General features: G+C 61.0%; 13 protein-coding genes. 5 read left to right on the plus strand and 8 right to left on the minus strand.

The window, feature by feature from the left end:
* Positions 1–64: 64 nt before the first annotated feature.
* From BLU71_RS18380 to BLU71_RS18415, 8 genes are all read right to left on the minus strand, one after another.
* Positions 65–1,075, minus strand: a complete 1,011-nt coding sequence (locus BLU71_RS18380) for a septal ring lytic transglycosylase RlpA family protein (RefSeq protein WP_065615618.1) — start codon at positions 1,073–1,075, stop codon at positions 65–67.
* Positions 1,075–2,085 carry a lytic murein transglycosylase B gene (mltB, locus tag BLU71_RS18385; RefSeq protein ID WP_065615617.1) on the minus strand — a complete coding sequence of 337 codons (1,011 nt, stop codon included), beginning with the start codon at positions 2,083–2,085 and terminating at the stop codon, positions 1,075–1,077. The genes BLU71_RS18380 and mltB overlap by 1 nt, the downstream gene beginning before the upstream one ends.
* Positions 2,086–2,102: 17 nt before the next feature.
* Positions 2,103–3,206 (minus strand): rod shape-determining protein RodA, encoded by a 1,104-nt coding sequence (gene rodA / locus BLU71_RS18390; RefSeq protein WP_042610663.1) that lies wholly within the window; start codon positions 3,204–3,206, stop codon positions 2,103–2,105.
* 31 nt (positions 3,207–3,237) lie between these two features.
* Positions 3,238–5,133, minus strand: coding sequence for a penicillin-binding protein 2 (gene mrdA / locus BLU71_RS18395; protein ID WP_042610582.1), 1,896 nt, complete (start codon positions 5,131–5,133; stop codon positions 3,238–3,240).
* A gap of 10 nt (positions 5,134–5,143) precedes the next feature.
* Positions 5,144–5,611, minus strand: coding sequence for a 23S rRNA (pseudouridine(1915)-N(3))-methyltransferase RlmH (gene rlmH / locus BLU71_RS18400; RefSeq protein WP_011063671.1), 468 nt, complete (start codon positions 5,609–5,611; stop codon positions 5,144–5,146).
* Positions 5,612–5,620: 9 nt separating this feature from the next.
* Positions 5,621–6,115, minus strand: a complete 495-nt coding sequence (rsfS, locus tag BLU71_RS18405) for a ribosome silencing factor (protein ID WP_016773024.1) — start codon at positions 6,113–6,115, stop codon at positions 5,621–5,623.
* 72 nt (positions 6,116–6,187) lie between these two features.
* On the minus strand, positions 6,188–6,862 hold the full coding sequence (nadD, locus tag BLU71_RS18410) for a nicotinate-nucleotide adenylyltransferase (RefSeq protein ID WP_376779090.1): 675 nt from the start codon (positions 6,860–6,862) through the stop codon (positions 6,188–6,190).
* A gap of 16 nt (positions 6,863–6,878) precedes the next feature.
* The gene (locus tag BLU71_RS18415) at positions 6,879–8,150 is read right to left on the minus strand and encodes a glutamate-5-semialdehyde dehydrogenase (protein WP_083353635.1); all 1,272 of its coding nucleotides are present in this window, start codon (positions 8,148–8,150) and stop codon (positions 6,879–6,881) included.
* Positions 8,151–8,328: 178 nt separating this feature from the next.
* Between BLU71_RS18415 and BLU71_RS18420 the strand changes: the two genes are divergently transcribed.
* The 5 genes from BLU71_RS18420 to BLU71_RS18440 all read left to right on the plus strand — a co-directional run bounded on the left by BLU71_RS18420 (position 8,329) and on the right by BLU71_RS18440 (position 18,470).
* Positions 8,329–9,054, plus strand: coding sequence for a DNA-3-methyladenine glycosylase (locus BLU71_RS18420; protein ID WP_042610586.1), 726 nt, complete (start codon positions 8,329–8,331; stop codon positions 9,052–9,054).
* 151 nt (positions 9,055–9,205) lie between these two features.
* Positions 9,206–10,522, plus strand: coding sequence for a bifunctional DedA family/phosphatase PAP2 family protein (locus BLU71_RS18425; RefSeq protein ID WP_042610587.1), 1,317 nt, complete (start codon positions 9,206–9,208; stop codon positions 10,520–10,522).
* A gap of 606 nt (positions 10,523–11,128) precedes the next feature.
* Positions 11,129–12,835, plus strand: coding sequence for a hypothetical protein (locus BLU71_RS18430; RefSeq protein ID WP_231982422.1), 1,707 nt, complete (start codon positions 11,129–11,131; stop codon positions 12,833–12,835).
* Between the two features lie 69 nt (positions 12,836–12,904).
* On the plus strand, positions 12,905–16,387 hold the full coding sequence (locus BLU71_RS18435; RefSeq protein WP_083353637.1) for a hypothetical protein: 3,483 nt from the start codon (positions 12,905–12,907) through the stop codon (positions 16,385–16,387).
* Between the two features lie 307 nt (positions 16,388–16,694).
* Positions 16,695–18,470, plus strand: coding sequence for a hypothetical protein (locus BLU71_RS18440; RefSeq protein ID WP_231982423.1), 1,776 nt, complete (start codon positions 16,695–16,697; stop codon positions 18,468–18,470).
* Positions 18,471–18,501 lie beyond the last annotated feature (31 nt).

The following is an 18,501-nucleotide window of genomic DNA, read 5'->3' on the forward strand; positions in this document are numbered from 1 at the left end:
ACGAGCCAACAACCTGGTTCACCCCCCGAATACCGCAAGTGAACCGTCAATCAAGGTCTACGTATTACTCAGTAACCACGCTGGGCGAACCCAGATTGGCCAGCCGCACACTGTTCTGCACCTGGGCGATTTCACCCGGCGAGCCGATCGGCCCCAGGCGTACCCGGTGCAGGGTCTGCTGATTGCGCACGATCGAGCTGATGAACACCGGCGCGCTCACCATCCCGCTGAGCTTCGACCTCAGCAGTTCGGCAGCGTCCGGGTTGGCGAACGCGCCCACCTGCAGATACTGGCCAGACGCTGGTGCAGAAGCGTTTTTTTTTGCATCGATCTGCACGGGCACCACGGCCGCCGCGTGCTGCTGCGGCGGCGGCGTCCACTGCTCGACAGTCCCGGCCGAAGCGGTGATCACCGGGGCGCTATTCTGCGCCACTTGCGGCTCGTTGAGCATCAGCGGCGCCGGACGGCCCTTGGCCGCCCACCATTGCTGCGGATCGATGCCTTCGACCTTGACCCGTGCGGTGCCGGTTTCGGCATAGCCGAGTTTTTTCGCCGCCGCGTAGGACAAGTCGATGATGCGATCGGAGTAGAACGGCCCACGGTCGTTGACGCGCAGGATCACGGTCTTGTGGTTGTCCAGGTTGGTCACCCGAACGTAACTTGGCAGTGGCAAGGTCTTGTGCGCGGCGCTCATGCCGTACAGGTCATACACTTCGCCGTTGGCGGTGTTCTGACCGTGGAACTTGGTGCCGTACCAGGACGCCGTGCCCGAGGCCACGTAGGTCTTGGATTCCTGCAGCGGGAAATAGGTCTTGCCCAACACCGTGTAAGGGTTGGCCTTGTACGGGCCGGTGTGCAGGGTCGGTGTCGCATCGGGGATGCGCGAGACATCGACGTCCCACCACGGCGCGCCGTCTTTGTGCGCGCGGTTGATGTCCAGGCCCGGTTGGGCGCGGACCGCGGTGGACGGGGTTTTCTGTGTCGGCGTGCGGCTGGTCGTGCAACTGGCGACCAGGACTGCCAACGCAGCGAAAGCCACCAGCTTCAGGGGTTTATTGTTAGGCAATGCCTGCATTACTTGACGCCCCGTGCTTGTACCAGCTGTTCAGACAGTTGATGTACGGCCATGGCGTACATCACGCTGCGGTTATAACGCGTGATCGCGTAGAAATTCTGCAGGCCCATCCAGTATTCAGGGCCGTTGTCGCCTTCGAGGCGAAATGCGGTAACCGGCATATCATCGCGCAGCGCATCATGACTTGACCAGCCCAGCGCCCGCAACTCTGCGACCGATTTCACTGGCTCGATACCGGTGGTCAGGCCTTCATCGACTTGCTCGCCGCGCACATCGGCGCGGCTGACCACTGGCTCCCCGGCGACCCAGCCATGGCGCTTGAAATAGCTGGCGACGCTACCGATCGCATCGTCCGGGTTGTTCCAGATATTGATGTGGCCGTCACCGTCGAAATCCACTGCGTAGGCGCGAAAGCTGCTCGGCATGAACTGCGGCAGGCCCATGGCCCCGGCGTACGAGCCTTTCAGGGTCAGCGGATCGACCTGCTCTTCGCGGGCCAGCAGGAGGAACTCACGCAGTTCCTTGCGGAAAAATTCGGCACGGGGAGGATAGTCGAAGCCGAGGGTCGACAACGCATCGATCACCCGGAAATTGCCGGTATTACGTCCGAAAAAGGTCTCGACGCCGATGATCGACACGATGACTTGTGCCGGCACGCCGTATTCCTGCTCGGCGCGGGCCAGGGTCGCCTCGTGCTGACGCCAGAAGTCCACACCCCGGGCGATGCGCGCGTCGGTGATGAACATCGGACGATATTCGTTCCACTGCTTGACCCGTTCGGCGGGTTTGGAGATGGCGTCGAGAATCGACTGCTTGCGTTGCGCCTCGCGGAACACACCCATCAGTTGTTCACCGGCGAAACCGTAGTCGCGGGTCATTTCACCGACGAATTCGGCCACCTGCGGCGAGCCTTCATAGTCGCCGGCCAGCGCTTCCTGCACGCTCCCCAGCAGGCCCATCAGGCCAACCAGCGGCGCGCATCGAGTCGCCCAGCCACGCATTGCTTGCATTGCACTCTTCACCTTATTCAAACCTGTGCGATCCACTTGCGATGGGTATGGATCGACATCAAAACCCCAAACGCTGACAGCAGCGTCACCAGCGAAGTTCCTCCGTAGCTAATGAACGGCAACGGCACCCCCACGACCGGCAACAGGCCACTGACCATACCGATGTTGACGAAAACGTAAACAAAAAAAGTCATGGTCAACGCGCCGGCGAGCAATTTGCCGAACAGCGTTTGCGCCTGGGCAGTGATCACCAGCCCGCGACCGATCAACAGCAAGTAGATCAGCAGCAGTGCACAAATCCCCACCAGACCGAACTCTTCGCCCAGCACGGCAATGATGAAGTCGGTGTGGCTTTCCGGAAGGAAATCGAGGTGCGACTGGGTGCCGAGCAGCCAGCCTTTGCCGAATACGCCGCCGGAACCGATCGCGGCTTTCGACTGAATGATGTTCCAGCCGGTGCCGAGCGGATCGCTTTCCGGGTCGAGAAAGGTCAGGACCCGCTGCTTCTGATAGTCGTGCATGACGAAGAACCACATCGCCACCGACACCGGCACCGCCGCCGCCAGCACGCTGAGAATCCAGCGCCAGCGCAGGCCGCCCATGAACAGGACGAAGGCGCCACCAGCCAGAATCAGCAGCGATGTGCCGAGATCCGGCTGGCGCACGATCAGAATGAACGGCACACCAATCAGCATCAGGCTGATGCCGACGTGCTTGAGCTGCGGCGGCAAGGTGCGTTTCGACAGATACCAGGCGATGGTCGCCGGCATGAGAATTTTCATGAATTCCGAGGGCTGGAAGCGGATCACCCCGGGGATGTTGATCCAGCGCGTGGCGCCCATGGCGTTGTGGCCCATGATGTCGACGACGATCAGCAACACCACGCCGATCACGTAGCCGAGCGGCACCCAGCGGGCCATGAATCGCGGCTCGAGCTGGGCGATGACGATCATCGCCACCAGGCCGATGCCGAACGACGTCGCCTGCTTGCCGAGCAGATCCCAGCTCTTGCCGCTGGCCGAATACAGCACGAACAGACTGCCGGCGGCGAGGATCAGCAACAGGATCAACAGCGGGCCATCGATATGCAGTCTTTGCAGCAACGTCGCGCGGCGACGCATCACATCCTCGCTGGAGAGCATGCGATCAAAATTATTCATCACGGGCCGTGGCCTCCGCAGTGATAGGGCTGGCGTACTCGGCTTTCAGATGGCCGTCCTGGTCGAGCAACCAGGCATCCATCACCTGACGTACCACGGGCGCGGCCACGCCGGAGCCGGACTCACCGTTCTCTACCATCACCGAGACGACAATTTTCGGGTCATCGGCCGGGGCGAAGCCGACGAACAGGGCGTGGTCGCGGTGGCGCTCCTGGACCTTGGAGCGGTCGTATTTCTCGCCCTGCTTGATCGCCACCACCTGCGCGGTACCGGACTTGCCGGCGATGCGGTATTGCGCGCCGATCGCCGCTTTGCGCGCGGTACCACGGGCACCGTGCATCACCTGCTGCATGCCGTGGTTGACCTTGTTCCAGTCGGAGGGGTCGCGCAGGACGATGTTAGGCATCGGGTTGTCATCCACGGGTTTGACCCCATCGAGGGACCTGGCCAGGTGCGGACGATTCCAGATGCCCTTGTTGGCCACCAGCGCCGTGGCCTGGGCCAGTTGCAGCGGCGTCGATTGCATGTAGCCCTGGCCGATCCCGAGAATCAGGGTTTCGCCGGGGAACCACGCCTGTTTGCGCGTCGCCCGCTTCCATTCGCGAGACGGCATCAGGCCCGGGGATTCTTCGAACATGTCCAGCGAAACCTTCTGGCCGATGCCGAACTTGTTCATGTAGGTCGACAGCCGATCGATGCCGAGCTTGTGCGCCAGGTCATAGAAGTAGGTGTCGTTGGACCGCATGATCGCCGTGTCGAGGTCGACGAAGCCGTCACCGGTGCGGTTCCAGTTGCGGTACTTGTGATCGTAGTTGGGCAGCATGTAATAGCCCGGGTCGAACACTCGGCTGGAAGCCGTGACCACGCCAGCGTCGAGACCGGCAATCGCCACCGCCGGTTTGATCGTCGAGCCCGGCGGGTACAGGCCGCGCAGCACACGGTTGAACAGCGGCCGATCAATGGAGTCGCGCAACTCGGCGTAGGCCTTGAAGCTGATGCCGGTGACGAACAGGTTCGGGTCGAAACTCGGCTGACTGACCATCGCCAGCACCTCGCCGGTTTTCGGATCGAGCGCTACCACCGCGCCACGTCGCCCGCCCAGTGCGGCCTCGGCGGCTTCCTGCAATTTGATGTCGAGGCTCAGGACGATGTCCTTGCCGGGAATCGGATCGGTGCGCTTGAGCACGCGCAACACGCGGCCACGGGCGTTGGTCTCGACTTCCTCGTAACCGACCTGACCGTGCAATTCCGGCTCGTAGAAACGCTCGATGCCGGTTTTGCCGATGTGGTGGGTGCCGCTGTAGTTGACCGGATCCAGCGACTTCAGCTCTTTCTCGTTGATCCGCCCCATGTAGCCCACCGAGTGCGCAAAATGCGCGCCCTGCGGGTAATGCCGGACCAGTTGCGCGACCACTTCCACCCCGGGCAGGCGGAACTGGTTCACCGCGATCCGGGCGATCTGTTCTTCGGTCAGCTCGAACAGGATCGGTACCGGCTCGAACGGCCGGCGCCCCTGACGCATGCGTTTCTCGAAGATCACCCGGTCCTCGGGCGTCAGCTCCAGCACCTCGACGATGACGTCGAGCACTTGTTGCCAGTCGCCGGAGCGCTCGCGGGTCATGCTCAGGCTGAAGCTCGGCCGGTTGTCGGCCACGACCACACCGTTGCGGTCGAAAATCAGCCCGCGCGTCGGCGGAATCGGCTGCACGTGGACGCGGTTGTTTTCCGACAGGGTCGAGTGGTACTCGTACTGGATCACCTGCAGGTAATACAGGCGCGCGATCAGCACACAGATCAGCGACACGATCACGATCGCACCGAACACGACACGGCTGCGCACCAGACGGGCGTCCTTTTCGTGGTCCTTGATGCGGATCGGCTGAGACATGAGGGCAGGCTTACTTGTGGTAAGGGTGGCCGGACAACACGGTCCAGGCACGGTACAACTGTTCGCCGATCAGAATCCGCACCAACGGGTGCGGCAAGGTCAGCGGCGATAACGACCAGCGCTGGTCGGCGCGGGCACAGACTTCCGGTGCCAGCCCTTCCGGGCCGCCGACCATGAAGTTGACCGTGCGCGAATCCAGGCGCCAGCGATCGAGTTCGACCGCCAGTTGCTCGGTGCTCCAGGGCTTGCCGTGAACCTCCAGCGTGACGATCCGCTCGTTGTGCCCGACCTTGGCCAGCATGGCTTCGCCTTCCTGGCGGATGAAACGGGCCACGTCGGCATTCTTGCCACGGGTGTTGAGCGGAATTTCCACCAGTTCCAGCGCCAGCTCGGACGGAAGACGCTTGGCATACTCATGCCAGCCTTCTTCCACCCACTTGGGCATGCGTGAACCGACGGCGATCAGGCGCAGTCGCACAGCAATCCCTTAGAACTGGTCTTTGTTGAGCTTGGTGAAATGCTCGTGGGTGTTCTCCGGGCTGTGGTGCTTGGCATCAGCCGCACGGCTTTGCTCGGCACCGGCCCACAGGCGCTCCAGGTCGTAGAACTGACGCGCCGAGGCGGTCATCATGTGCACGATCACCAGGTCGAGGTCGAGCAGTACCCAGTCGCTGTCGCCCTTGCCTTCTTCGCCCAGCGGCTTGGCGCCCTGCTTTTTCACTTCCTCGCGGACCTTGTCGAGCATCGCGTTGATCTGGCGATTGGAGGTACCGGTGGCGATGATCATGTAGTCAGTGATGCTCTGCTTGTCGCGCACATCGATGATCTGGATGTCCTGGGCCTTGACGTCTTCCAGCGCGGCGACGGCAATCTTGACCAGTTCGTCGCCCTTGAGCGGCTCGTTGGTGTTGACGGCTTCCGGCAGTGGTGCGCTCTTGAACGTGCCTTTGCGCTTTACTTTCGGTAGATCTTTATCAGTCATATGAAACTCGTTTTGCTCATGTATTCGGCGGCTTGGGGATACGGTAATCCGCATCGGTGAAGCACGCCTTGTTCAGTTCGACGCACGGTACAGACCGTGCGCATCGATGTAGGCCAGGACCGCGTCGGGCACCAGGAAACGTACCGACTTACCGCTGGCCAGCAGTTGACGGATCTGGGTGGCGGAAACCGCGAGCGGTGTCTGCCAGACGAATGCAATCTGTCCGCTCGGCCCTTTCAGGGCCAGCGGGTCGCTCACCGAACGCGCTGCCAGCAGGTTGCGCAAGGCATCCGGCGGTTCGCTGTCGGCGTCCGGGCGCTGTAGCACCAGGATGTGGCAATGCTGGAGCAACTCTTCCCAGCGGTGCCAAGTGGGCAGGCCGCAAAATGCGTCCCAGCCCAAAAGCAGAAAAACCTGGGTCTCGGCGGGCATCTCTGCGCGCAGCGACTCCAGGGTATCGATGGTCCAGGACGGTTTGTCCCGCTGCAATTCGCGGGCGTCCACCACCAGCGGCGGCAATCCGGCCACCGCGCACTCGACCATCGCCAGCCGATCCTGCGCCGACACCTGCGGCGTACCGCGATGTGGCGGCCGCGCGTTCGGCATCAGGCGCAACTCGTCCAGCGCCAACGCCTCGACGACTTCCAGCGCGCCACGCAAATGGCCGATGTGCACCGGGTCGAACGTACCGCCCAGTACGCCAATGCGTTGCGGGCGCGACTCGCTGCCGGTGTGCGGCGCTGTCAGGTCGAGGTCGGTCAAGTCAGACCGTCGCCTGGCCGCGCAACTGGCCGTCGCCGACCACGATGTACTTCTCGCAGGTCAGCCCTTCGAGGCCCACCGGGCCGCGGGCGTGCAGCTTATCAGTAGAAATGCCGATCTCGGCACCCAATCCGTATTCAAATCCATCGGCAAAGCAGGTCGGTGTGTTGATCATCACCGAGGCCGAGTCGACTTCCGCCACGAACCGACGGGTGTCGGCGAGGTTTTCGCTGACGATCGAGTCGGTGTGATGGGAGCCGTAATGGTTGATGTGCTCGATCGCCTGCTCCAGGCCGTCGACCACGCGGATCGACAGGATCGGCGCCAGATACTCGGTGTGCCAGTCGTCCTCGGTGGCGGCTACAGCCTCGATGATCGCCCGGGTACGCTCGCAACCACGCAGCTCGACGCCTTTTTCGCGGAACTGCGCGGCCATTGCTGGCAGAAAGTCATTTGCAACAGCCTGATCGACCAGCAGGGTCTCCATCGCGCCGCAGATGCCATAACGGTAAGTCTTGGCGTTGAAGGCGATGCGTTGAGCTTTTGCCGGATCGGCGTGTTCGCTGACATACACGTGGCAGATGCCGTCCAGGTGCTTGATCACCGGAACGCGGGCATCGCGGCTGATGCGCTCGATCAGGCCACGCCCGCCACGCGGAACGATGACGTCGACGTATTCAGGCATGCTGATCATCGCACCGACGGCGGCGCGGTCGGTGGTTTCCACCACTTGCACCACGGCGGCGGGCAATTCAGCCTCGGCCAGGCCGCGCTGAATGCAGGCGGCAATCGCCCGGTTGGAATGAATCGCCTCGGAGCCACCGCGCAGGATGGTCGCATTGCCGGACTTCAGGCACAGGCTGGCGGCATCGATGGTCACGTTCGGGCGGGATTCGTAGATGATCCCGATCACGCCCAGCGGGACACGCATCTTGCCGACCTGAATGCCCGACGGACGGAAGCTCATGTCGCGGATCGCGCCGACCGGATCCGCCAGTGCTGCGACCTGGCGCAAGCCGACGATCATCCCGTCGATGCGTGCCGGGGTCAGTTCCAGACGCTCGAGCAATGCCGGTTCCAGACCGTTGGCGCGACCGGCTGCCAGATCCTGCTCATTGGCTGCAGCAAGCTCGGCGCGCGCAGCGTCCAGAGCATTGGCGGCAGCCTGCAAGGCGCGGTTTTTCTGCGCGGTGCTGGCGCGACCGATGACCCGGGAGGCAGCGCGGGCGGCGCGACCCAATCGGGTCATGTAGTCAAGAACGGACTCAGTCATGGTCTGCTGGGGTCTTGGCAAAGAGGAAAGCGGCAGATTATAGCTGTCGCGTCCCGGGACTAACAGCGGTGACGGGCGGATGGTCGAAATGAGCTGCGTTTGCCCGTCGTTCAGACGTAATTAAGCTCAGCGTTGTTATCATCACGACCTCATTGAGCCTGGATAAACCTTGCCCATCATGACCAACGTGCCCCTATGCCCCGAGTCCGCGCGCCTGCCCGTGGGCCTGCCGGACAGTTTCTTCGACCGCGACGCCCAGGTACTGGCGCAGGCCCTGCTCGGCAAAGTGATCCGTCACCGCGTCGGCGATCTGTGGCTGAGTGCGCGGATCATCGAAACCGAGGCCTATTACTGCGCGGAAAAAGGCAGCCACGCCTCCCTCGGCTATACAGAAAAACGTAAGGCTTTGTTTCTGGATGGCGGGCACATCTATATGTACTACGCCCGCGGCGGTGATTCGCTGAACTTCAGCGCCCAGGGGCCGGGCAATGCCGTTTTGATCAAGTCCGCCTATCCGTGGGTCGATGAAGTCAGCGGCCCGGCGAGTCTGGCGCAGATGCTGGTGAACAACCCCGATGCTCAGGGCCGGCCGCGTCCGACGCAGAAGCTCTGCGCCGGGCAGACATTGCTGTGCAAGGCGCTGGGTTTGAAAGTGCCGATGTGGGACGCCAAGCGTTTCGACCATGAATTGTTGCTGGTCGAGGACGCCGGGGCGGCGCCGACACACATTATCCAGACCACCCGGCTGGGAATTCCGCTGGGCCGCGATGAACACTTGATGTATCGCTTCGTTGACGCCGCGTATGCCCAATGGTGCACGCGGAACCCGCTGCGACGGGGTCAGGTCGAAGGCCGGGATTATTGCCTGCTTCCCGGAGCTGACGCCGAATCCGCAAATAGATGATGCCCCCCTGTGGGAGCGAGCCTGCTCGCGAAGGGGTCGTGCCAGCCAACGCTTCTATCGTCTGACACACCGCATTCGCGAGCAGGCTCGCTCCCACAGGTCAGAAGTCAAACGCGTAACGATCAATTAAAGATTGGATGGAGTTTTCTCTATGGGCCCATGGCTCGATAGCATCACCGGATGGCTCGGCGCCAATCCACAGTGGCTGGCCGCAGCGGTGTTCATCGTTGCGTGCGTGGAATGTCTGGCGATTGCCGGGCTGATCGTCCCGGGCACGGTGCTGTTGTTCGCCGTGGCGGTACTGGCCGGCAGCGGCGCGCTGTCATTGAGCGAGACGCTGCTGCTGGGCTTTCTCGGCGGCATCCTCGGCGATCTGATTTCGTATTTCCTCGGGCGCCATTTTCACCAGAACATCCGCCGCCTCCCCGGGCTGCGCCACCACCCGGAATGGATGGCGGGTGCCGAGTCGTACTTCCAGCGCTATGGCATCGCCAGCCTGCTGGTCGGGCGTTTCATCGGTCCTTTGCGGCCGATGCTGCCGATGGTCGCGGGGATGTGCGACATGCCGTTCCCGCGTTTCTTCGCCGTCAGCCTGCTCGCAGCCGCCGGCTGGAGCCTGGCCTATCTGCTGCCGGGCTGGGCCACAGGTGCTGCGTTCCGCCTGCCTCTGCCCGAAGGTTTCTGGCTCGAGGCCGGCATCGTCGCCGCCAGCGTGGCAGTGATGGTCGGCCTGAGCGTCAACAGCAGTGTGCGTCGTCATCGTCGCGCGACAATCTGGATCGGTAGCATGAGCTTGCTGATCCTGATCGGCCTGTTCATCGGCTATCCGTACCTGACCGCGCTCGACAATGGCGTGATGACCCTGGTGCAGGAGCACCGCCAGCCAGCGCTGGACGAAATCGCCGTGACGCTGACCCTGATCGGCGAATTCCGCAACATGCTGCTGTTCAGCGCCCTGCTCGTCGTGCTGCTGTTGCTGTGCAAGCAATGGCGCCAGGCGATGTTCGCCGGCTCCACCATGCTCATCACTGCGATGGCCAACACCGGAACCAAATACTTTTTCGCCCGGGTACGCCCAGAGGTGCTCAGTGATCCATTGACCACCTACAGCATGCCCAGCGGCCACGCATCCGGCGCGTTTGCCCTGTTCCTGACACTCGGCGTGCTGGCCGGTCGCGGACAGCCGCCACGCATGCGCCTGACCTGGCTGCTGATTGCCTGTATACCGGCGCTGTCGATCGCCTTGTCGCGGGTTTATCTGGGCGCGCACTGGCCGACCGACATCCTCGCCGGCGCCATGCTCGCCAGTTGCGTCTGCGCCGCGATGTTATGGCTGAGCCAGCGGCAGACGTCACTCGACCCGATGCCGTTCAGGATCTGGTGGTTGATCCTGCCATCGATGGTGGCCCTGTTCGGTTTTTTCGTCTTGCGCCACCTGCCACACACACTGTTGCGTTACGCCTACTAAACCGGACCAACTTACAAGTATTGTTTGTCTAACGCCGCTCTTTAGGAATATTCCGACAAGAGCGGCACTCACTGCTGACACTCGATTACTTGTGCCCGGTCAAACTTCCTGATTAAAACCAGACAATTCCCCGCTTGAAACATATACAAAACAGACGTTACATAATCAGGCCACACTTCGTTTGAAAGTGTCATTCCTCCCAGTGAAAACCGGTTAGATTGATTTGGCTTAATTACAACTAAAGCGCATGTTCAACGTTTGATACCGCAACTTTCAAACGTCTAAAACAATGCCTTTCAATCTGTTTGTTCCGAGTATTCCATGAGCCCAAAAACACCTCGAAAGCCCCCCGCGGCCACATCGCACCCGCCGGAATCCGCCGCTCTCCCGCCACGCCAGCTCGATGGCGTTTCACCCGCCCTCTTCCCCACACCCGGGCTTGTCGATCCCACGTCGCCGGCGGATGCAATGGGCGTGCAAATCGTCGCGCCCCGTTTACAGCCACCCGCCGTCGAAATCTTTCGGATGCCGACACGGGGCACCCAGGCGCCTCAAGCCAATAGTCCGGTCCATGACTACTGGCTGTCCGACGCTTTTGTGCACGGAATGAACCCTGCGGACGCTGACGGATTTCGCTGGATCGTCGGCAGAAGATTTGTCGATGTCGAAATTGACGGCGCAATCAAGACCACCCACGTTGACCGGGATGAGTCCGGCGTCTGGCGCAGCAAGCGCTTGACCGAACGCACCGCCTCCGGCCCGCGCCTTTATAAAAACGCCGACAGCCCGACCTGGCGCCTGACCGAACAACCGGTGCCGCAGCGGGCCGGGGTGACCGTGAGCGCACAGCCCGATGCCGCCCCTGTTGCCAAGCGCCCGCGTTTGACCTCAATGACCACGCCTATCGATGAAAGCCGTTACCGCGCTTCGCAGCGTTCGCCGGATGCCCAGGGCTACTACGAAATGCAACCGGTTCTGAGGTCGAACGAAGACGGCATCCAGTTTGCTTTCAGGGATTCTTTCGGCAACCTCAGGCGGGTCGATCCTCCAGAGGGCGGTTTCAACGCACCTCCCTCGCACCTCAAGCAGTGGACCGATCTGGAAATCTGGCAACTGTATGGGCTGCAAGGCCGGGACATCACGCGGTTTCGTGTCGAAGCCGAGGCCGCAGGCACACCCCCACAGTGGGCAGATCCGGTGAGCACGGAAAATCCGGCCACCGACTTGCTGCGTGACGCTTTGCGCTGGCTGCATCCGGGCTTGAGCCTGGCAGAGCGCGAAGCCGTTCTGCAGTCCTACAACCTGCTGCCGGATCAACTGACGCGTTTGCAGCAGGAGATGAAAAAGCAACTGGCGATTCCTGCATGGGCCCAGGCACACAAGCGGCTGCTGGACGACGTCGACAATCCGCACCGCCTCGATCAGTTGGCCAAGGATGCGGTTGAACAGCTGAACCTCAAGCGCAATGCCCGCCACGACTGGTATCACGCCGAAAACTTTCTGACCCCCGAGCTACGCGAAGCGCTGCTCAAGCGACTCGGCTATCTGCGCAACAAGAACAACTGCCTGTACCGCACCGATATCCCGGCGCTGTTTCGCGGTGACGAGCGCACCCCTTTCGAATTGGCAAACGACGGCACCATGCTGCCGCGCTACCACCATGAGCCCGGCGCCACCACGCACAAGCCGATCAGCGCAACGTTCAGCCTCAAAGAAGCGCAGGTGTATGCCAGCGCGCCCGATCCCGAGTACCTGCGTTTCAACAGTCAGATGCATAAGTACCCGGGGCGGGATGCCGCAGACAGCAGCTCGGACAGTGACGCAAGTGATTCTTCGAGCAGTTCGTCTTCCGACTGGTCTGACCCGGCCAGCCCCGTGACATGGGATCCCGAGCGCGGTTATCGATCCACGCGCACGCGCCAGACGGAGATGTTCCTCTACGCCCTCGACACCCGGAACCTGGAAGTCGTCCCCCACGAAGAAAACATGATGTTCAATGCCACAGCGCGCGACACGCCGCCGACCTGGTTCCCCAGCGACGATTTCGAGGGGCTGATTTCGGTCACCCGCAGCGGTCTCGATGCCGAGCGCATCTGGCTGCTCAACAGTGCCCAGACCAAAGGCGCCAGGGTGATGGACATCAAGGACATGGCCGGCAACAGCGCCGAGCGGATCGAAGCGGCTACCCATGCCGGGCATGCCAACAAGTTCGAATACGATCGATTGATCGACAAGGCCGAAGCGGCCGCTCTGCCGATAGTCAGGCTGTCGGGCAACAGGAACGAGTCCGGGCACGACATCGTCTGGTCCTGAAACGCAGATGACACAGGCAACACCGGTAAGGAAACCGGCTGTTCAAACACACCATTAAAGGATTAAGACGTGTCGAAACTCATCGTACCCTCCGCGCACATTGCCAACGTGCGCCTGCTTCAGGTCACGCCGATCGATGCCTCGGCCAATGTCCATGCGCCCTCGACAGGCAATCTCCATCATTTGCCTTCACCCGCTCTCGAAAACAACGCTGATGCCACCCACCGGCAAAGCCTCAGGTCTCTCGACAAGTATTACGGCCCATTGCGCATCGGCGAGTTCACGACCAGTCGGGTCGAACTGCAGGCATTGGGCGCCACGGTCAACGGGCAACCCGTCAGCCCGGCCAATACCGATATGAAAAATGCCGATCAGGCCTTTCTGGATGGCCTTAATTTCGAAGCGGCAAAAGTCGAAGCCCGACTGCAGTCGGTCGACATTCCGGACAGCGCCGTGCCTGCCATGCTGTTTTTTGAAATCGCCTGCAAACGCTCCATCGATGCCGGGCCGTTGTTCATCAGCGATACGCCCATCGGTACCGGGAGCACGATGGAGCGCCTCAACCAGCTCGGCAAAGCCGCGCAAAAACTGGGCATCCATCGGGCCGATTCGTTCGAAAACACCCCCGGCTGGGTTAACAGGAACAAAAGCTATTTGATGAGCGGTGCAGGCGTCGGCTTGCAAGCCTTCGGCATTTACAGCGGCTACATGGCCATGGCCGACGCAATCAGAAAGGGTGACAAGCTGGAAGCGATCTTCCAGGGCGGATCCATCGCAGCGGAACTGGGCTCGCTGATCATCGAGCAGGGCCTGACCAAAACCGGCGAGGCAATGCTCACCAACGGCGGCAAACTCTTCAAATATTTCCCGCTGACGTCGGTGGGCAAATACATGAGCCGCGGGGCCGGGATGTTCGCCAGCGCGATCACGCTGCCCTTCGATATCATCGACGCCGTCAAATCGTTCAACGCCGCCGCGGCCACATCCGGCAAAGAGGCCCAGGATCACTACGTCAGCGGTGCCATGAGTGTCGCCGGTGCGGGGATCAGCCTGGTGCTGGGCGTCGCCGCCCTGGCCGGTTTTGGCAGCGTTGCAGGGCCCGTCGGCCTCGTCGCTGCGGCATTGTTGATCGCCGGCTCAATGATCTACCAGGCTGCACGAGTGGTTGACGATATCGACGACTACATCGAGCTGACCGCCCATGAACGCCTGCGCTCGGGCTGGTTCGCCTTCACTGGCAAGGAGCTGGACACCGAGGTAATGGATCGCTTCAAGCTGTCCAAAGGCTATCGCGACCATGAGAAACAGCTCGAACTGTCAGCCAAGGACATGCTGGAGGGCGCGTACAAAAATTCCATCGAACATGTGGTGAACGGCGCCTTCCGCGCCGAATTACAGGCGGTCGAGCTATGGCGTTACGTCTGGGACGAAAGCACCGGGGAGAAACCGTTCAAGCTCGACAATCAGGCAGTGATCGTCGGCGCAGACGATGTGATCGATGCCCGCGATGGCTTGCCGGATCTCAAGGGCAAGGTCAGCGGCAGCGCGGGTGAAGGCAAAGGCGTGTTCTGGCGCATGGGCGATGGCAATGATCGCGTCGTCGGCGTCAAGGCGCAGCCCAACCTGTTCACCTACCGCGACGGCCACAAGGCCCTCACCGGCGGCGACAAGAACGATGCCTTCTATCACGAAATCACCGCCCGAGAACTGGATCGCTCGGGCAAACCGGCCCATGTCAACGTGCTGGACGGCGGAGGCGGCGCTGATACGGTGGCGTTCGAAGGCAGTCGCCCGACCAGTGACACGCGCCACGTCGGGCATGACATCAATCTGCAGACCGGCAAAGTGATGCTGCGCGGCCTGGATCCGCAGGCCGAAGGGATCGAAGTCGCCCACCTGACCTCTTTCGAGAATGTCTCGACCCTGCGCAAGGGCACCAGTCACGTCACGGGTACGGCCGACGCCAATCAGATTTCTGCCAACGGATACGACCGCGTCAAGGCCGGCGACGGCAATGACACCATCGCTATCTTCGGCACCGAATGTCGGGTCGACGGTGGCCATGGCGAGGATCGTTACTACATCGCCAACACCAACGCGCGGACGACAATCATCGAGGAGGCTGAACATTCGAGCGTGGTCGAGTTCGGCTGGGCGCGGGCGGTCATTCAGCGCTGGCAGCTCATCGGCACTTCACTGGTGATCACCTCGTTGCGCGGCAACGATGGCTGCGACCCCGACCATGTGCTGACTCTGGAAAACGTCTATCAAATGGTCGACGGCCAACGCCAACTGAAAAACGCCCGATGGCTGTTCCGCACTCAGGACGAATATGAACTGCTGGCGCTGCTCCCGGCTCGACCTGGTGAAGCAGCGAGTCAGGACATCGAGGTCGCTGTGACCGTCAACGGTCGACCGGCACCTGCCCCGGCCATCGTCAATGGCGGCACGGTGACGATCACCCCTCAGGGCTTGCACCGACACTTCGTTGCACGCACGGATCGTCGGGTCGAGTTCGTTGCAGCGACTGCTGCCGCTGCCACGGCCAGCACGGTTTACCTTGACTTCAAGGCCAGCGAAATCGTCGACGCGGTGCTCAGCTACCAGGTCGAAGTGCGTAACGGCGTTTCGGGCAATACCCACCTGATCTACAAAGACATTTGCCTGTCGCTTCTGCTGCCCTCCAAAGCAGTACTGTTCAAGGGCGTGATAACGACCATCGCCGCGGCCACGGGCTACAGCGGCCGCAACAGCCTGAAAGTCACCACCCCGTTGCTGGCGCAAGACATCGTGCTGGTCATGCAGGATGAAGTCTCGTACCGCCTGCAGGTGCCCGTGCTGGACTACGAAGAGGACGCCAGAAATCCCGGTACGCGGGTGTCCAGCACGCGCAGCTGGCTGAAAAGGCGCAATGGCAACTACCTGTTTGTCCAGCCCCTGGTCAGCGAAAAACCGGTGCTGACTGCGCAAGCGAGCAAAGTGGTCATCGAGCTACGCACGCACACAGGCATCTACGTACTCGAGGGCCAGAGCGCGACGTACGACGTTTACCTGGCCAGCAACTGCATCGTGCGCCTGTCCACCCCGGGCGCCGCGGCGAAAACGGCGAATGCGTCAACGTGGAATCTGTTCACTCGCACGCTGAGCGAAACCGTCAAACGTGACGATATCCAGCTTGAGGACAATCGCTTGCGCATTGCCAGCGTCACCATCGAACTGCCGGATATCGAGGATGACACGCCTGTGGAATCCATCAGCGTGGTGACCTCCGCCGGCCATATCTATGAAGTCTCGCTGCTGTTTGAAGTGTTGCAGCTGTACGTCATCAATGCCCGCAGCTACGCCAGCGTCGACGCACTGGTGGCCGACATCGAGCAGCACAGACAGCGCAACGAACTGGCGGCACGAGTTTACGTAACCGACATCGGTTACCAGCCCGACACCGAGGGTACGCTGACTTACAACTCGATCAGAAAAAGCTGGAGCCTGACGACCGATCCGCAGAAACACTTGAACCTCGACGATCTTTTCATCCCCATCAGCGGAACCTGACCGCGACCGCTCCAGATTCAACAACGTGCCAGTTCCGGCTCCGATGCCCGGACTGGCACCCGCTCACCACGGCCCATGGAGGGCCGACTCGCAAAAAAAGGATTTTCCCATGCGACAAAAACCTGGGGGCGTACGCCCTTCATTGACACCAGATGCATCGACTTCAACATCCCGCCCCTCTCATCCTGAGCGCACGATGGATCTGGACTTGCACTTGCCCGTGCGCATGAGGCCGGACGATCCGGACTGGTTGCCCGGACCTGTCACTGGCCATCCTCACAGCAGTCTTGCAAAAACAGAGCCTGGCATGACAATTACGCAGATTCCGCAAACGCAGGCACTTCAACGTCGAGCGGCGGCATCACCCCTGGAGCCCTATTTGCAGAGGATTGATGAGACGTTGAGTCACAATGCCGACGGGTTGAAGGCCTACAAGGGTCGCACGTTCGCCGACATCGCCAACGATGACTTGGCAGCTTCCGGACTGACAGTGATGGTGGCGTTTCACGATCTGATGAAGGCCTGGCGCGCCAGATTGCCGAGCGAGCGGGTTCCTTCAGGGCCTGCTCTCTATCGCGTGAACGACAGTAATGTCTGGAGTCTGAAGAAGCCGCTCGAGTACTACGACCCCATGCAGTACGCCTCGTCTTATACCGCGGATGCGCGGGGCTACTACTCGGTTCGCGAACACCGGGCGATTGAGCACACTGGCCCGTATGGCAAGTGGCATGAATTCACAGTAGTGAAACGAGAGGCAGGTTTCGCCCTGGCGGATGAGAATGGACGCTTGATTCGGGTTGATCCGAACGAGGCACGGGGCGATGCATCTGTCCCGCTGAAACTTGCGCATTGGAGCGATGGTGATATCTGGAGCGTATACCGCCTTGAGGGCGCACAGGCGCTGGTATTCCGAATCGAAGCAGAAGCCTTGGGAAGAGCGCCCGACTGGGCTACGCGCTTCAACGAGCCGGATACTCACAAGTTTCTGAGCGACTCATTCAGATGGTCATATCCACACAGGTCCGAGACGGAACGTGCGCACATTCTGCGCAGCTACAACTTGAGCATGGCTCAGCAAAAACGTCTGCGACAAGACATGGAGCATGGGCGATTCCCCGATTGGGCCGAACAGCACAAACGCCTGACCGAGAATCCGCTGGATGACACCCGCTTTGCGCAGATTGCAGAAGAGATGCAACCTCTCGTTCTGAGAATGAGAGAGGAAGGCGAGAGCTCTGAGTTCGACTCACATCCCGTAGAGCAGCGCTATGAAGAAAACTTCCTGAAAAGTTATCTGGAGCATGCAGGCTACAAGAGAAACAAGCATGGCTACCTTTACCGAACAGACATCCCGGCCATGTTCCGTGCTGACTTGCGCACGCCTTTTGAACTGGCTCGAGACAAACGCCTGGTGAAATTGCGGGGCAATCCTTCCGACTCCACGACCAAATCGGCTTTCAGCGCGACATTCGGCGCGGCCGATGGCTTGAGCTACATGGGATTTGATTACTACTCCAACCCAAGGCACTACAACAGTCAGGCCAATCGTTATCCGGGGCATTTCTCCGACAGTGATTCGTCGAGTGGAAATCGACACAGTTCAGCCAACGATTCCGAGACTTCGTTTGAAATGGACAACTCGCGTGACTATCCATTGCTCCGTCGCAAGCAAACGCTAGGTTTCCTGTACGTCATCGACACTCGGGGTATCGAGGTGGTGCCACGAGTGGAAAACATCTATCTGAACAACAAGGATTTCGACGGCGATACCCTCGAAGGCCGGATATCAATGCCGACGCGAGGTATCAGTGCAGAGAGGATATGGCTGGTGAGTTCGGACTTGAGCCAGGCGGCCAGAGTCGAAGATATCTTGCGCAAAGCCGGGAACTCCGCTGAGGCTATCGAGAAAGCCACATGGGCAGGCACCGACGGGGCCGATTACATGCGCCATGGTGCCACTGCTTATGACCATTTGATCAATCGAATAGCCCGCTCCGGCGGTGTCGTCTTGAAGTTGCCAAAAGGCGAAAACACCTACTCCAACGATGTGACCTGGCCAGTGCCCGAACATTATCGAGCCTGACAAAAGGCGCCATTCATTTAAAAATGAATGG

Origin of the sequence: Pseudomonas moraviensis, assembly GCF_900105805.1 — a bacterium.
Classification (GTDB): Bacteria; Pseudomonadota; Gammaproteobacteria; order Pseudomonadales; family Pseudomonadaceae; genus Aquipseudomonas; species Aquipseudomonas moraviensis_A.

Excerpts from the sequence above, each read along its gene's own strand:
- BLU71_RS18380 (WP_065615618.1), bottom strand. The coding sequence starts at position 1,075 with ATGCAGGCATTGCCTAACAATAAACCCCTGAAGCTGGTGGCTTTCGCT.
- BLU71_RS18425 (WP_042610587.1), top strand. The coding sequence starts at position 9,206 with ATGGGCCCATGGCTCGATAGCATCACCGGATGGCTCGGCGCCAATCCA.
- mrdA (WP_042610582.1), bottom strand. The coding sequence starts at position 5,133 with ATGTCTCAGCCGATCCGCATCAAGGACCACGAAAAGGACGCCCGTCTG.
- mltB (WP_065615617.1), bottom strand. The coding sequence starts at position 2,085 with ATGCAAGCAATGCGTGGCTGGGCGACTCGATGCGCGCCGCTGGTTGGC.
- rodA (WP_042610663.1), bottom strand. The coding sequence starts at position 3,206 with ATGCGTCGCCGCGCGACGTTGCTGCAAAGACTGCATATCGATGGCCCG.
- BLU71_RS18430 (WP_231982422.1), top strand. The coding sequence starts at position 11,129 with ATGAACCCTGCGGACGCTGACGGATTTCGCTGGATCGTCGGCAGAAGA.
- BLU71_RS18420 (WP_042610586.1), top strand. The coding sequence starts at position 8,329 with ATGACCAACGTGCCCCTATGCCCCGAGTCCGCGCGCCTGCCCGTGGGC.
- BLU71_RS18415 (WP_083353635.1), bottom strand. The coding sequence starts at position 8,150 with ATGACTGAGTCCGTTCTTGACTACATGACCCGATTGGGTCGCGCCGCC.
- rsfS (WP_016773024.1), bottom strand. The coding sequence starts at position 6,115 with ATGACTGATAAAGATCTACCGAAAGTAAAGCGCAAAGGCACGTTCAAG.
- BLU71_RS18440 (WP_231982423.1), top strand. The coding sequence starts at position 16,695 with ATGACAATTACGCAGATTCCGCAAACGCAGGCACTTCAACGTCGAGCG.